General features: G+C 65.7%; 14 protein-coding genes. 11 read left to right on the plus strand and 3 right to left on the minus strand.

From position 1 onward, the window contains the following. Nucleotides 1-16 precede the first annotated feature (16 nt). Nucleotides 17-475 carry a (2Fe-2S)-binding protein gene (locus ACTJK6_RS18380; RefSeq protein WP_004631388.1) on the minus strand — a complete coding sequence of 153 codons (459 nt, stop codon included), beginning with the start codon at nt 473-475 and terminating at the stop codon, nt 17-19. A 627-nt stretch (nt 476-1102) separates the two neighbouring features. On the opposite strand from ACTJK6_RS18380, the gene leuA reads away from it, so the two are divergent. From leuA to ACTJK6_RS18400, 4 genes are all read left to right on the plus strand, one after another. After that, nucleotides 1103-2815: a 2-isopropylmalate synthase gene (gene leuA / locus ACTJK6_RS18385; protein ID WP_232039015.1), complete on the plus strand. Its 1713-nt coding sequence runs from the start codon at nt 1103-1105 to the stop codon at nt 2813-2815. 127 nt (nt 2816-2942) lie between these two features. Continuing rightward, nucleotides 2943-3329, plus strand: coding sequence for a four-helix bundle copper-binding protein (locus ACTJK6_RS18390; RefSeq protein ID WP_232039014.1), 387 nt, complete (start codon nt 2943-2945; stop codon nt 3327-3329). Nucleotides 3330-3346: 17 nt separating this feature from the next. Then, on the plus strand, nt 3347-3823 hold the full coding sequence (cadR, locus tag ACTJK6_RS18395) for a Cd(II)/Pb(II)-responsive transcriptional regulator (RefSeq protein ID WP_232039013.1): 477 nt from the start codon (nt 3347-3349) through the stop codon (nt 3821-3823). Nucleotides 3824-3911: 88 nt separating this feature from the next. After that, nucleotides 3912-5543 carry a mucoidy inhibitor MuiA family protein gene (locus ACTJK6_RS18400; protein WP_440839754.1) on the plus strand — a complete coding sequence of 544 codons (1632 nt, stop codon included), beginning with the start codon at nt 3912-3914 and terminating at the stop codon, nt 5541-5543. A 25-nt stretch (nt 5544-5568) separates the two neighbouring features. Here the strand turns inward: ACTJK6_RS18400 and ACTJK6_RS18405 are convergent, their stop codons facing one another. Both ACTJK6_RS18405 and ACTJK6_RS18410 read right to left on the minus strand, forming a co-directional pair. Further along, entirely contained in the window at nt 5569-7935 is a 2367-nt protein-coding gene (locus ACTJK6_RS18405; RefSeq protein ID WP_440839756.1) for a heavy metal translocating P-type ATPase, read from the minus strand. Between the two features lie 56 nt (nt 7936-7991). After that, complete coding sequence (locus tag ACTJK6_RS18410; RefSeq protein WP_440839757.1) at nt 7992-8540, minus strand: RBBP9/YdeN family alpha/beta hydrolase; 549 nt, start codon at nt 8538-8540, stop codon at nt 7992-7994. Nucleotides 8541-8738: 198 nt separating this feature from the next. On the opposite strand from ACTJK6_RS18410, the gene ACTJK6_RS18415 reads away from it, so the two are divergent. From ACTJK6_RS18415 to ACTJK6_RS18445, 7 genes are all read left to right on the plus strand, one after another. Further along, nucleotides 8739-10037 (plus strand): CitMHS family transporter, encoded by a 1299-nt coding sequence (locus tag ACTJK6_RS18415; RefSeq protein ID WP_440839758.1) that lies wholly within the window; start codon nt 8739-8741, stop codon nt 10035-10037. A 4-nt stretch (nt 10038-10041) separates the two neighbouring features. After that, nucleotides 10042-11397 carry an acyclic terpene utilization AtuA family protein gene (locus ACTJK6_RS18420; protein WP_440839759.1) on the plus strand — a complete coding sequence of 452 codons (1356 nt, stop codon included), beginning with the start codon at nt 10042-10044 and terminating at the stop codon, nt 11395-11397. Between the two features lies 1 nt (nt 11398). Then, nucleotides 11399-11719 carry an AtuA-related protein gene (locus tag ACTJK6_RS18425; protein WP_440839760.1) on the plus strand — a complete coding sequence of 107 codons (321 nt, stop codon included), beginning with the start codon at nt 11399-11401 and terminating at the stop codon, nt 11717-11719. Between the two features lie 27 nt (nt 11720-11746). Then, a complete protein-coding gene (locus ACTJK6_RS18430; RefSeq protein WP_260803329.1) occupies nt 11747-12646 on the plus strand; it encodes a LysR family transcriptional regulator in 900 nt (299 codons plus the stop codon). A 91-nt stretch (nt 12647-12737) separates the two neighbouring features. Continuing rightward, nucleotides 12738-13205 carry a universal stress protein gene (locus ACTJK6_RS18435; protein WP_440476659.1) on the plus strand — a complete coding sequence of 156 codons (468 nt, stop codon included), beginning with the start codon at nt 12738-12740 and terminating at the stop codon, nt 13203-13205. A 115-nt stretch (nt 13206-13320) separates the two neighbouring features. Continuing rightward, a complete protein-coding gene (locus tag ACTJK6_RS18440; RefSeq protein WP_296223536.1) occupies nt 13321-13764 on the plus strand; it encodes a nuclear transport factor 2 family protein in 444 nt (147 codons plus the stop codon). 52 nt (nt 13765-13816) lie between these two features. Continuing rightward, a complete protein-coding gene (locus tag ACTJK6_RS18445) occupies nt 13817-14821 on the plus strand; it encodes an NAD(P)H-dependent flavin oxidoreductase (RefSeq protein WP_316871904.1) in 1005 nt (334 codons plus the stop codon). Nucleotide 14822: the final 1 nt, after the last annotated feature.

Here is a 14822-nt window from a genome sequence, read left to right on the forward strand (position 1 = left end):
AATTCTCCGGTGGGGTTCAGGCCAGCGATTTCGCTGCGTCGTGAATGGCCGCGCGAATGCGTTGGTACGTTGCGCAACGGCACAGGTTGCCGGCCATCGCGCTGTCGATATCGGCGTCGGTCGGCTTCTTCTTGGTGCGCAGCAAACCCACCGCGCTCATCATCTGGCCGCTCTGGCAGTAGCCGCATTGCGCCACGTCGTGCTTGACCCAGGCGTCGAGCACGGCCTTGCCGACCTTGTCATCGGCGATGTGTTCAGACGTGGTGATCTGCTGGCCGGCCACCGCAGAGATCGGCAGCACGCAGCTGCGCGTGGGCTGGCCGTTCAGGTGCACCGTGCAGGCGCCGCACGATGCGACACCGCAACCGAATTTCGTGCCAGTCAGACCGAGGTTGTCGCGCAGCGCCCAGAGCAGCGGCGTCGACGGATCAGCATCAACTTCCACTGGTTTGCCGTTGATGTTCAACGTGACCATTGGGGGATTCTCCTTGTGGGGCGTGAGGGGGTCTTGCCGTTATAAAGCCGTTGACATAGCGGGCTGGCGGCATGGACGGGGTGTATTAAAGCAGGTTCGGATGGGTTCTGCTGGCGCCCACGTCACATGGCTTCTGGCGGGTAGCACACGTTTTCGTTGGCGTTGGATCTGGTGTTTCATCTGCCCCAAAAAACCGACCTCTATCCGCCAAAGCAACTTGACAGCCCCCGGCCTTCCCCATCACTATCGCCGAATGCATTCTCAGCAGACCACCCTCCAAACCGCTCCTGCCCGCACCCTCTTGTGCGTGCGCGGTCTGCTATCCGCTTCTCTACTACGCGTGTAAGCGCGTAGACCTCTATTTCCCCCTCGTTCCGGTGTTTGACCGGTCCGTGCCCTAAGCGGCGACGGGCCTTGTGTGTGGCGCAGTCCGTGCGCCGAATCGTTGGAGCCTCTCATGCCCGCCTCGATCCCGCTTTCGCTACGACTACCGACCGGTTGCCAGACCACGCGCCCGTGGCTGTCTGGCCGCCACATCCCGAACCCGATTCCGGCCACCCCGGACGCCGCCCGCGCGGCCGACCCCGTTGTACGAAACCGATCTCGATCTCACAGGACGCACTCACCATGTTGAAGAACCCCGCCACCAAGTACCGCCCCTTCCCCGCTATCGCCCTCGCCGATCGCACTTGGCCCAACAAGACGATCACCCGTGCCCCGATCTGGATGAGCACGGACCTGCGCGATGGCAATCAGGCCTTGTTCGAGCCCATGAACGCCGAGCGCAAGATGCGCATGTTCAAGATGCTCGTGCAGATCGGCTTCAAGGAAATCGAAGCCGCTTTCCCCGCCGCCTCTCAAACCGATTTTGATTTTGTGCGCGAGCTGATCGAGGGTGGACACATCCCCGACGGCGTGGCCATCGAAGTGCTCACGCAGGCACGCGAAGACCTGATCCGCCGCACGATGGAATCGCTGCGCGGTGCCAAACGCGCCATCATCCACGTCTACAACGCAACCGCGCCGGTGTTCCGCCGCACGGTGTTCAACACCGACCGCGAGGGCGTCAAGCGCATTGCCGTGCAAAGCGCCAAGCTGATCCGCGAGATTGCTCAGACGATGCCCGAGACGCAGTGGACGTACCAATACAGCCCCGAAGTCTTCAGCGGCACCGAACTGGATTTCGCGCTGGAGGTGTGCAACGCGGTGACCGAGGTCTGGGAGCCGACGCCCGAGCACAAGATCATCTTCAACCTGCCTGCCACGGTGGAGATGGCCACGCCAAACATCTACGCCGACCAGATCGAATGGATGCATCGCAACCTGGCGCGCCGCGATTCGATCATCCTGTCCGTGCATCCGCACAATGACCGCGGCACGGCCGTGGCAGCGGCTGAACTGGCCGTGATGGCCGGCGCCGATCGCGTGGAAGGTTGCCTGTTCGGCAACGGCGAGCGCACCGGAAACGTGGATCTCGTCACGCTGGCGTTGAACCTGTATTCGCAAGGCGTGGATCCGGAGCTGGATTTCTCGCACATCAATGACGTGGCACGGACCTGCGAAGACTGCACGCAACTGCCGGTGCATCCGCGTCACCCGTACGTGGGCGACCTGGTGTTCACGGCGTTCTCGGGCTCGCACCAGGACGCAATCAAGAAGGGCTTTGCGGTGCAGAAACCCGATGCGCTGTGGGAAATGCCCTACCTGCCGATTGACCCGGCCGACGTGGGCCGCACGTATGACTCGATCATTCGCGTGAACAGCCAGTCGGGCAAGGGCGGCATCGCCTATCTGCTGGAATCCGGCTATGGCGTGGCCATGCCGCGCCGCCTGCAGGTGGAGTTCAGCAGCACCGTGCAGCAGTTGACCGATGAGAGCGGCCGCGAAGCGACGGGCGCCGACATCTGGGCGCTGTTTCAGCAGACCTATCTGCGCGGCGACGGCGCGATCGGCTACGTATCGCACCGCCTGACCGAGCGCGATGACGGCAGCCAGCACATCCGCCTGGTCGTCAACATCGCTGACCGCGAGCACATTTGCGAAGGCAGCGGCAACGGGCCGCTCGATGCGCTGGTGCATGCGCTGTCGCACGTGCTGGCGTCCCCCGTGTCAATCCATCATTACGAAGAACGTGCGCTGGGCCAGGGCGCCAATGCCGATGCCATCGCATTTGCAGAAATGGCTGCACCGGACGTGGCGGGCAGCGTATTCGGCGTGGGCGTGGATGCCAACCTGACCACCGCGTCGATTCGCGCCGTGGTGGGCGGGGTCAATCGCCTGATCGCACGCGCCGGTAGCAGCATGCTGCGCAGCGGCAAAAGCGAGGCGCAAGCGGTGTAACGCACAAGTCGGGCTCACACAGTGGAGCGCGAGTTGCTAAATTGGAAAGATGAGTCTCGGGCCGCGCCCGGGCTCATCCCTTTCCAAGCGCGCCCGCGTGCACATCCACTGCCACAGGAGAACCGACATGACCACTCGTCCGACCGCGAAAGAGAATGCCAAGCGTTTTGCCAGTGTGATCCAGGCGCTGCAGGCATGCGAGGCCGCTTGCACTCATTGCGCGACGGAATGCGGCAAGAATGGCCACGCTGAAGCCATGGCCCGCTGCATCAGCGTGTGCACGGATTGCGCGGAATACTGTGCCCTCACGCGCAAATTCCTGGAGCGCAACAGCGAATTCGCAGACCTGCTTCTCGAAGACTGCGCCGAGATCTGCTCCCAATGCGCGGAAGAATGCGATCATCACGGCCAAGGCCATTGCAGCGCCTGCGCAACGGCCTGCCGCGCCTGCATGGACGCCTGCCTGAAAGTCGCCGGCGTCGAAGCGGTCACCGCGGAGCCGACTGTTTTTTGATTCTTTTTTCAACGCGTATGAAAATTGGCGAACTCGCCCAGCGCACGGGCATCAGCATCGAGACCATCCGCTTCTATGAAGCGCAGGGCCTGCTGCCTCCGGCTGCGCGCGCCGCCAACAACTACCGCGTCTACACACCCGAGCATGTCGAGCAGTTGGCCTTCATTGCGAAGTGCCGGTCGCTCGACATGGCGCATACGGAAATCCGCCGCCTGCTCGAACTGCAGGCCAACCCGCAGGCGTCGTGCGAAGAGATCAACAACCTGCTGGACGAACACCTGCGTCACGTTGAAGCGCGCATCGCCGAGCTGACCGACCTCAAAGGCCAGATCGAGGCGATCGGGCAGCGCTGCACGACGGCCGCTTCGGTGGCTGAGTGCGGCGTGCTGCAATCGCTGCACGAAGAGCCCGTCGCCGCCAATCATCACGGGCACAGCCATGAACATGGCGAGGGCGAACACGCGCACCGGCATATTCGCGGCGTGCATCGCTGAGCGGTCTTTTCCCATACCGGGCACATCACTTTGACGTGCGCGTTGACGTGCCATACTCGCCGCATTTCACGACACGTGGGGTGGGGCGATGAAGGCAAAACCAGCGGCGGCAGCACGAATCCAGCATCGACAGCGCAAGGCACACGCGGCGCTTGGCGCGATTGCGGCAGTTGCGGCTATCACGGCGCAGGCAGCGACGCCTTCGCGCATCACCGATGTCACGTTGTATCCGGATAGCGCCACCGTCGTCCGCACGGCCACGGTGGCCGCAGGCGCCCGCAGCGTAGAACTGACCTGCCTGCCAATGACGTTCGACGCGGATAGCGTGCGCGTGGAAGGCGGCAGCAGCATCCGTGTGGGCGATGTGCGCGTGGAGAGCGTTCCCAGCGAAGGCAGTGGCTGTGCGAGAACGGCGCTGGACACGCAAATCCGCACGCTGGAAGACCAGCGCGCCGCACTTGGCGTGCAGATCCAGGCGAATGCGCTGTCGGCCAGCTACCTGAAGGCCGTGAGCGAGCGCACGGGCGGCGATGGCCGCGCACCGGCCACCGATTTTTCAACGCTGGGCCGCGCGACCGACGCGCTGGCACGTAACGCGCAAGACGTCTTTACCCGCCAGGAACATCTGAAGAAGCGCGACGCTGAATTGAAGGCGCAACTCGACGCGCTGCAACGCACGCATGGCTCGGCGTCGAGCACGCTGCGCACGGTGCGCATTGCCGTGGCGGCACCGCGCGGCGGTGAGTTGCGCGTCAGCTATCAGACGTCGCGTGCAGGCTGGCGGCCGGCCTATCAGGCGAGTGTCGATTCAGTGCGTTCGAATGTCGTTGTCGAACGGCAAGCCACGCTTGCGCAATCCACCGGCGAGGACTGGCGGGGCGTGCATCTGCGCCTATCGACCGGCCAGCCGCGCAACACGCCGCGCGGGCCGGAACCGTATGCGTGGCAATTGGACATCCAACCGCCACCGCAAACCCTGCCCTACCCGGCCGCACCCGCAGCCGCGATGGCGCCCGCGCCGAAGGCCAGAATCGGCCGAAACAACGAGCAACGCGAGGCCGATAGCGAACCGCTGTTCGAAGTGAACGCCGTCCAGACCGCCTTTGCCACCGAGTTCGATGTGCCGGGCGCGGCCGAGCTGCCCTCCGACGCGCAGAGGATCACGCTCACGCTGGCGAGCGAAACGCTGCCCGCCAAGCTGGCCGCGCGAAGCACGCCGCGCATGGACGCCACAGCCTACCTGGTCGCCACGGTGGACCGCCCGCAAGGCATCTGGCCCGCAGGCAACATGCAGTTACGCCGCGACGGCGCGGTAGTGGGCAGCACGCAGTGGAATCCGGCAGGCGAAGACCAGAAAGTCACGCTGCCCTTTGGGCGCGACGATCTCGTGAACGTGGTGGTGGAAGCGCCGAAGACCTTCCAGCGCAGTGTGGGCCTGCTCGACAACCGCAACGAGCGCCAATTGGCGGCGCTGTACACGGTACGTAACCGACACCGCGACGCGATCGACGTGCAGATCCTGGAAGCCACGCCGGTCAGCCAGTCCGACGATATCAGCGTGCGCTCGACCTTCTCGCCCGAACCCGCCAAGCGCAACTGGGAACGCCGCCCTGGCGTGATCGCGTGGGAGCAGACGATTCCGGCCGGCGAAAGCGCACGTTTCTCCGCCGACTACCAGATCACCTATCCGAAAGACGCGCGCATCACCGGCTTGCGCTGATCGCGTTGCCGCGCGCGCCGGCCAATCAGGCGTGCGTGCGCATCACCCGCAGGCCGTTGAACACCACCAGCAGGCTCGCGCCCACGTCGGCAAAGATCGCCATCCACAACGTGGCCTCGCCCATCACGGCCAACGCGAGAAACACTGCCTTGATGCCCAGCGCCAGCACGATGTTCTGACGCAGCACGGCCACCGTGCGACGGCTGATGCGGATGAAGCTGGCGAGCTTGCGCGGGTCGTCGTCCATGATGGCCACGTCGGCCGCTTCCAGCGCGGTAGCGGTACCTGCGGCGCCCATGGCGAAACCGATATCGGCGCGCGCAAGTGCGGGGGCATCGTTGATGCCATCGCCGACCATGCCGACGAAGCGGTGCTGTGCGGCAAGCTCACCCACCACGCGTTGCTTATCGGCGGGTAGCTGTTCTGCGTGCACGCTGTCGATGCCGACCGTCTTGGCGATGGCCTGCGCAGCGCGGCGGTCGTCGCCGGTGAGCATGACGGGCGTCACGTCCAGTGCGCGCAAAGCAGCGATGGCTTCGGCGCTTTCGGGGCGCTCGCGATCTCGCACGCCAAAGAGCGCAACTGCGCCGTTCGCATCGCACAGCGTGACGGCAGACATGCCTTCCGCTTGCAGCGACTCGGCAGCAGCGCGCCAGTCGGACGTGTCGAAGCCACGCTCTGCGACAAGCGCCGCGTTGCCCAGATGCCAACGCACGCCATTGAGCGTGCCCGCCACACCGCGGCCCGGCAGGACCGACAGGTCTTCCACCGAATTCGCATCGACCGCGCCGTGCGCCGCAGCGGCCTGCACGATGGCCACGGCAATCGGGTGCGTGGTGTTGGCATCGAGCGCCGCGGCCACTGCCAATGCTTGCAACTGCGTCGCGTCGGTTGCGGCGTTCAAATCCGCGACGGCGCGGCGTGCGCCGTCGGGCAGCATCACCGTATCCAGCACCGGGCGGCCGGCAGTGAGCGTACCGGTCTTGTCCAGCGCCAACGCGCGCAGGCGCCGGCCGCTTTCCAGATACACACCGCCCTTCACGACGATGCCGCGGCGCGCGGCGGCGGCCAGGCCGCTGACGACCGTGACGGGCGTGGAGATCACCAGCGCGCACGGGCAGGCGATCACCAGCAACACCAGCGCGCGATACGTCCACGCCAGCCAACCGTCGGCCGTGACCAGCGGGCCGATGACGGCCACCGCCAACGCCAGCAACATCATCGCGGGCGTGTAGATGGACGAGAACTTGTCGACAAAGCGCTGCGTGGGCGCGCGCTGCGATTGCGCTTGCTGGATAGCCCCGGCGATACGCGCCAGCGTGCTGTCCGCAGCCACCGCCGTGGCTTGCGCCTCGACCACGCCGTCGGTGACGATGGTGCCGGCAAGGATGGAGTCGCCAACGGCTTTTTCCACCGGCAGGCTTTCGCCCGTGACTGGCGATTCGTCCAGCGCGGCGCGGCCGCTCACGATGCGCGCGTCGACAGGCACGCGGCTGCCGGTGCGCACACGCAGGCGCGCGCCAACGGCAACGCTGTCGACCGCCACATCGCGCCAGCCGCCCGCCCCATCGGCTAACTCGGCGGTGTCCGGCGCGATGGCCGTCAGCGCGCGCACGGCATCGCGGGCACGCACCAGCGCGCGCGCTTCGATGGCTTCTGCCACGGCAAACAGGAAGATCACCATGGCCGCTTCGGCCCACTTGCCGATCAGCAGCGCGCCGATGACGGCCACCGCCATCAGGAAGTTGATGTTGAACGTGAGTGCGCGCACGGCGATCCAGCCCTTGCGCAGCGTCGGGCCGCCGGCCAGTGCAATAGAAGCAAGCGCCAGCGCCAGTACCGGCCATGCGTGATCACCGAGCGACCAGGCGATGGCCTCGGCGCCGAATGCGGTCACGCCACCGATGCCGAGCAGCCAGGTGCGGCGCGAGATGCGGGCCGGCTCAACAGGTGTTGCAGCCAGGCGATCGCGCTGCTCAAGCACCTCGCCGTCCATGCCGATGGCGCGCAGCGCTTCCAGGAAGGGCGCGACATCGTCAACGGTGTGGTGGATGGTGAGATGACGCTCCAGCAAATTGAAATCCAGCGCGACAACGCCCTCCGCATTGCCCAGCTTGGCGCGGATCATGCGCTCTTCGGTTGGGCAATCCATCTGCTCGATGCGCAGGACGGTGCGGCCGGTGGCGGCTGCGCGCGCTTCGGCATCGACGGGGGCAGCGGCTTCGGGCGCGTGGCCGTGGTCATGATCGTGGTGGTCGTGCTCATGATCATGCGCATGTTGAGCGGTGTCCCTTGCGACCGGTTGCGCATGACCGCAGCAACCGCCACAGCCGGAGGCTTCCGGCTTGGCGTGGTCGTGGACAGGCAGGGTGGAGGCGAGATCGGGTTTCATGCCTCCATTCAAAACCCTGAAGAAGCTTCAGGGTCAAGCCCCATGTTCCCGTGGCGTCAGATGAGGTCTTTCATCCACTTGGTGACGATGGCACGGGCTTCCGGCCAATCGCCCAGCCCCGATTCGGCATTGATATGGCCGCGCGCGCCGAGGTTGACGGGCTCGGCTCCCCACACTTCGGCCTGGCCATCGCTCCAGGCTGCGTCACTGAACGGGTCATCGGTGCTGGAGACGAGCACAGCGGGAAATGGCAAACGCTGTTGCGGAATGGGCCGGAAGTCGGCCAGCTCCGGCGGCATGTCGGCGCGATCAATCTGCGGCGGTGCGACCAGCAAGGCGCCGCGCACGCGCACCGCACGAGCTGAAGTGGCCGCCCAATGCGCCGTCAGCACGCAGCCGAGGCTGTGCGCCACCAATACGACATCGCCAGGCGCCGCGCTGACTTCGGCTTCCAGCGCGGCCACCCAATCCGCACGCTTCGGGGCAAACCAGTCGCGCTGTTGAACACGGCGGTCACCATGCAGGCGTTCCCAGCGCGATTGCCAATGCTCGGGGCCGGAGTTCTGCCAGCCGGGCAGGATCAAGACGGTCGGGGTAGCGCTCACGGGGGCTCCGGCGTTGGATAGGCAGATGGGGAATGCGAGACATTCTGCCGCGATTTGGCAGGCGGCGTAGGCACCACTCATCGGCAAGTCCGCACAATCGATCCAAATATTCTGTTTCACAGGCAGATCGCCAACTTCTACAGTCGCTCCTAAATCCCGCCAACAGGGATTCCGAATCCAAAAAACTCGGAGGAGACCATGCTCGCACTGCTCGGGCTGCTGACCATCGTGGCGCTGTTTGTCGTCATCCTGACGAAGCGCATGTCACCGCTGGTCGCGCTCATCGCCATTCCCGTCATCGCCGCGCTTGTGGGCGGCTTCGGGCTCAACACCAGCAAGTTCATCATCGGCGGCATCAAGGACGTCGCGCCCGTGGCGGGGATGTTCATCTTCGCCATCCTGTACTTCGGCATCGTCACTGACGCCGGCATGCTGGACCCGATCATCGACCGCATCCTGCGCACTGTGGGCAGCCGCCCGCCGCGCATCGTGGTTGGCTCTGCGCTGCTGGCCCTGCTGATTCACCTGGACGGCTCGGGCGCGGTGGCGTTTCTGATCACCATTCCGGCAATGCTGCCGCTGTATGACCGGCTCGGCATGGACCGCCGCATCCTGGCGTGCGTGACGTCAATGGCCTGCGGCGTGAACTTCCTTCCGTGGACCGGGCCAATGATTCGCGCATCCGCATCCCTGCACATGCCCGTCACGGACATCTTCAACCCGCTGATCCCGGTGCAGATTGCGGGGCTCATCTTCGTGTTCGCGTGCGCATGGCTGCTGGGCAAGCGTGAAGAAAAACGCCTGGGCCTCACCAACCACGCCGACGGCGCGCAAGTCGTCGCGCGCCCGCTGTCAGATGCGGAACAAGCGCTGCGCCGCCCGCGCAATTTCTGGATCAACATCATCCTCACCGTCGTCGTGATGGGCGTGATGGTGAGCGGCAAGGTCGACCCGGTGGTGATGTTCATGCTGGGCGTGGTGGCCGCGCTGCTCATCAACTACCCGAATGTCGATCAGCAACGCCAGCGCGTGGACGCCCACGCCAAGGCCGCGTTGATGATGGCGAGCATTCTGCTGGCGGCAGGCGTGTTCACCGGCATCATGAGCAAGTCCGGCATGCTCACGGCGATGGCGAAGACGGCGGTCGACTTCATTCCGCCCGGCATGGCACACCACATTCCGGTGGTGCTGGGCGTGCTGTCGATGCCGCTGTCGCTGTTGTTCGATCCGGATTCGTTCTACTTCGGTGTGCTGCCGGTTGTGGCAGAAGCCTCGAAGATGCTGGGGGTTGCACCGGTGCATGTGGCGCAGGCCGCCGTGCTTGGCCAGATGACTACCGGCTTCCCGGTCAGCCCGCTCACGCCGGCGACCTTCCTCGTGGTGGGCCTGTGCGGCATCGAGCTGGCGGATCACCAAAAATTCTCGATCCCCTTCCTGTTCGGTGCCTCGCTGCTGATGACCGCAGTGGCCGTGGTGCTGGGCGTGCTTCCGTGGTGATAGCATGCAGACCGCGTTGAAAACATTCCGCATCGGCGGCGGCGCCGGTTATTCCGGCGACCGCATCGAACCGGCGCTGGAACTCGCAGAGCACGGCGACATCGACGTGCTGATGTTCGAGTGCCTGGCCGAGCGCACCATCGCGCTGGCGCAGCAGATGCGCCGCAAAGACCCATCGCACGGCTACGACCCGCTGCTCGAAGCGCGCATGCGCGCCGTGCTGCCGGCATGCGCGGCGCGCGGCATCCGCATCGTCACCAACATGGGCGCGGCCAACCCGCAGGCGGCGGCGGAGCGCACGCGCGACATCGCCCGCGAGCTGGGCCTGAAGCTGCGCGTGGCGGCCGTGACCGGCGACGATGTGTTCGACCTTCTGCAAGCCCGCGGCCAGGACTTCACGCTGATGGATGGCGGCGCACCGGTCACATCGCTGCACGCGCGCATGGTGTCAGCCAATGCGTATCTCGGTGCGCAAGGCATTGTCGATGCGCTGGCGCAAGGCGCGGACGTCGTCATCACCGGGCGCGTGGCCGATCCGGCGCTCGCGCTCGGGCCGCTCATCCACGCCTTTGGATGGCGCATGGACGATTGGCACCGCCTGGGCTGCGGCACGCTTGCCGGGCATTTGCTCGAATGCGCGGGGCAAATCACCGGCGGCTACTTTGCCGACCCCGGCATCAAGGACGTACCCGACCTTGCGCGCCTGGGCTTTCCGATTGGCGAAGTGGGTGAAGACGGCTCGGTGCTGATCACCAAGGTCGCCTCGGCTGGCGGCCTCGTCACCGAAGCCACGTGCAAGGAGCAGTTGCTGTACGAGATCCATGACCCTGCGCGGTACCTCACGCCTGACGTGGTGGCGGACTTCTCCAACGTGCGCATGCACAGCGGCGGCAAAGACCGCGTCGTCATTGAAGGCGCCACCGGCACACCGCGCACGGGCCAGTTGAAGGTCTCGATCGGCTATCTCGACAGCTATATCGGCGAAGGCCAGATCAGCTATGCCGGCCCCAACGCGGTGGCGCGCGGCAAGCTGGCGCTCGACATCGTGCGCGAGCGATTGGCGCTGACCGGCGTGCAGATGACGGAAACGCGCTTCGAGCTGATCGGCGTGGATGCGCTGCACGGTGCAGCCCTCTCTCGCACCGATGCCGAACCGTACGAAGTGCGCGTGCGCGTGGCCGCGCGCACCGAGTCGATGGCCGAAGCCGTGCGCATTGGCAACGAAGTCGAAACCCTGCTGACGTGCGGCCCGTCCGGCGGCGGCGGCGCAACGAAGAGTGCGCGCGAGATCATCGCCGTGGCGTCGACGTTGATTCCCGCTGAACTCGCCCCGCACGCCGTGCACATTCTGGAGAGCTGATATGCCCCGCACCCTCCGCGACCTCGCCCACACCCGCGCCGGCGACAAGGGCGACATCTCGTGCATCTCCGTCATCGCACTTCGTCCGGAATGCGCCGAAGACTTCGCCGTGCTCGAACAACACGTGACGGCCGAGCGCGTGCGCGCGCATTTCGCTGAACTCGTCCGCGGCGATGTCGAGCGCTACGTGCTGCCCCAGCTCGGCGCGCTCAACTTTGTGCTGCACGGTGCGTTGGCCGGTGGCGTGACGCGCTCGCTGGCGCTGGATGCGCATGGCAAGTCGCTGTCCAGCGCGCTGCTCACGCTGGAGATTCCGGGCTAAGCTGGCGCAACCACGCCCGCCATCGCCATGAACCTTTCCGTCAAGCAGCTCCGCGCCTTTGCCGCGCTACGCGAGCACAAGAACTTCACGCAGGCGGCACAGACGTGTCACCTGTCGCAGTCGGCCTTCAGCGCGCTCATTCAGAACCTGGAGGCCGACGCAGGCGTGCGCCTGTTCGACCGGAATACGCGCCATGTTGAACTGACGCCCGAGGGCGAAGCCTTTGCAGAATCGGCGCTGCGGCTGCTGGCCGATTTCGAGGCGACGTTTTCCGAGCTGCGCGATCGCGCCGCAGCCCGCACGGGACGCGTAACGGTGGCCGCCTTGCCGTCGATCGCGGCGGGCATTCTGCCGGGCGTGCTGGCCGCGTTCTCTGCACAGCATCCGGGCATTCAACTGGCGCTGCACGATCAACTGTCGGACCCGTGCATCGACATGGTCCGGCGCGGGTCAGCGGACTTCGCCATTGCGGCCATGGGCGCCGACATGGCGGGCCTGACCGCGCAACCGTTCTGCACCGACGACTTCCACCTCGTCTGCCACCAGGATCACCCGCTGGCGCGCAAGCCGGCGCTGGCCGTGGGCGACCTCGTCGATACGCCGTTCATCCACCTCGCGCGCAACACCAGCATCCGCCAATACCTGGATGCGGCGTTGCACCCGACCAAGCTGCGCAGCGGCATGGAAGTCGAGCACCTGGCCACGGCGGCGGCGCTTGTGGCGGCCAACCTGGGCATCACCGTCATTCCTGCGCTGGCGCTGTTCCAGTTCCGCCTGCCGGAGTTGGTGGTGCGGCCGCTGCCGCTGCCTGGGCTCGTGCGTACGCTGTATGTCATCCGACGCGACGGGCGCAGCCTGTCGGTGGCGGCGCAAGGGCTGCTCGACTTGCTGCTGGCGCACCCCGCGCACACGACGGCGTCTGTTTGATGCGGCGCAACCCGGGCACATCCGGGTGCAGCATCCCCCACCTGCGCTGCTACAGTGAGGCATTCCCATTCCGATTCTGCGGAGCGCCCCCATGCATCAACGCATTCTTGCTGCCTTCGACGGCACCCATGAATCCCACCTGGCGGTGGAGGAAGCCGCCGCCCTTGCCCGCGCATTCAACGGCCGAGTCCGGGTCGTCTGGGCGATCGGCTCGCCGGCCATGCCGGAGTCGCGCGAAATCTACAGCGTCGACAAGTTGCGTGAAGAGGCCCACCGCACGGCCAGCGCATCGCTGGTCGAAGTGCAACGCCTGTTCGACGCTGACGGCACCGCTGCTGAAACTGGCGTGCTGATGCTTGACTCCACCGACGACGACATCGGCCTCGCGCTCGAGCACGAGGCCGAGCGGTGGCAGGCCGACACCATCGTGGTGGGCTCGCACGGCAAGCACGGGCTCGCGCGCCTTCTGCTGGGCAGTGTGGCCGAGCGCACGGCGCGCCTGTCGCACCGCACCGTCATCGTGGTACGTGCACCGCACCCCCAGAACGCTGCCGGCTGACAACGACTGAAGTCGAAGGGCCCCACTATGCAACTTGTTGCATAGAGAAAGTTGGCTGTGCTATGTTGCGTCCCACGTTGATGCAATCCGTTGCACTTTCTGCTCAGGAGCCAGCATGCCGCAGCCGATTCCCCAGACATTGAACGCCCCCGCGCAAGCCACGCTCGAGGCGTGGCACGCCATGCTCGACAGCGGCAACATGGACGATCTCGACCGGCTGTTCGCCGACGAAGTGGTCTTCCGCTCGCCCGTGGCGCACACGCCTTACCCGGGCCGCACTGCAACCACGCTGGTGCTGCGCACCGTCAACACCGTCTTTGAAGACTTCAAATACCACCGCAGCTTCGCCACCGACGATGGCGCCAGCGTGGTGCTGGAATTCAGCGCCAACGTGAGCGGCAAGGCCCTCAAGGGCATCGACATGGTGCGCTTCAACGCTGAAGGCAAGATCGTCGAATTTGAAGTCATGGTCCGTCCGGCCACCGGCTTGCAGGCACTCGGCGCAGCCATGGGCGCCAAGCTGGGCGACAAGCTCGCACTGCTCAAGGCTGAAGCCTGAGACCCGCTCGCCCCCTTTCCCTCATTCCATAACGATTCCAACGGAGACTGCCATGTCGCTGCCCCCGATCCTGCAAAACCGCCTGTCCGTGCCCGTGGTGGGCTCGCCGCTGTTCATCATTTCCAACCCCGACCTCGTGATCGCGCAGTGCAAGGCGGGCGTGGTCGGCTCGTTCCCGGCGCTGAATGCGCGACCGGCAGAGCTGCTGGAGACCTGGCTGCAGCGCATTACCACGGAGCTGGCCGAATACGACGCGCAGCACCCCGACAAGCCGTCGGCACCGTTTGCCGTCAACCAGATCGTGCACAAGTCGAACGACCGCCTGGAGCACGACCTGGAGCTGTGCGTGAAGTACAAGGTGCCCATCGTCATCACCTCGCTGGGCGCGCGTGAAGACGTGAACCAGGCGGTGCACAGCTACGGCGGCATCGTGCTGCACGATGTCATCAACAACAAATTTGCCAAGAAGGCGATCGAGAAAGGCGCGGATGGCTTGATTGCGGTGGCGGCGGGCGCGGGCGGCCATGCGGGCACGACCTCGCCGTTTGCGCTGATCCACGAAATTCGCGAATGGTTTGACGGCCCGCTGCTGCTGTCGGGCGCCATCGCCAACGGCAATGCGATCCTGGCGGCGTTGGCAGCGGGCGCGGACCTGGCCTACGTCGGATCCGCGTTCATCGCCACCGAAGAAGCCAACGCAATCGAGGGCTACAAGCAAGCGATCGTGGAAAGCACCGCCAGCGATATCGTCTACACGAACCTGTTCACCGGCGTGCACGGCAACTACCTGCGCAAGAGCATCGAAGGCGCCGGCCTTGACCCCGACGCGCTTCCGGAATCCGACCCGAGCAAGATGAACTTCGGCTCGGGCGGCGGCGCCAAGGCCAAGGCATGGAAAGACATCTGGGGCGCCGGCCAGGGCGTGGGCGCGGTCAAGCGCGTCGTGCCGGCAGAGGAACTCGTCAAGCGCTTTGCCGAGGAGTTCGAAGTGGCGCGCCGTCGCCTGAACAACATCGAAGCGCTGCGCGCTCCGGCCGGTAGCAAGGCGACGGCTTGAG

This window comes from Ralstonia sp. 22086, from assembly GCF_052045975.1.
GTDB lineage: Bacteria > Pseudomonadota > Gammaproteobacteria > Burkholderiales > Burkholderiaceae > Ralstonia > Ralstonia wenshanensis.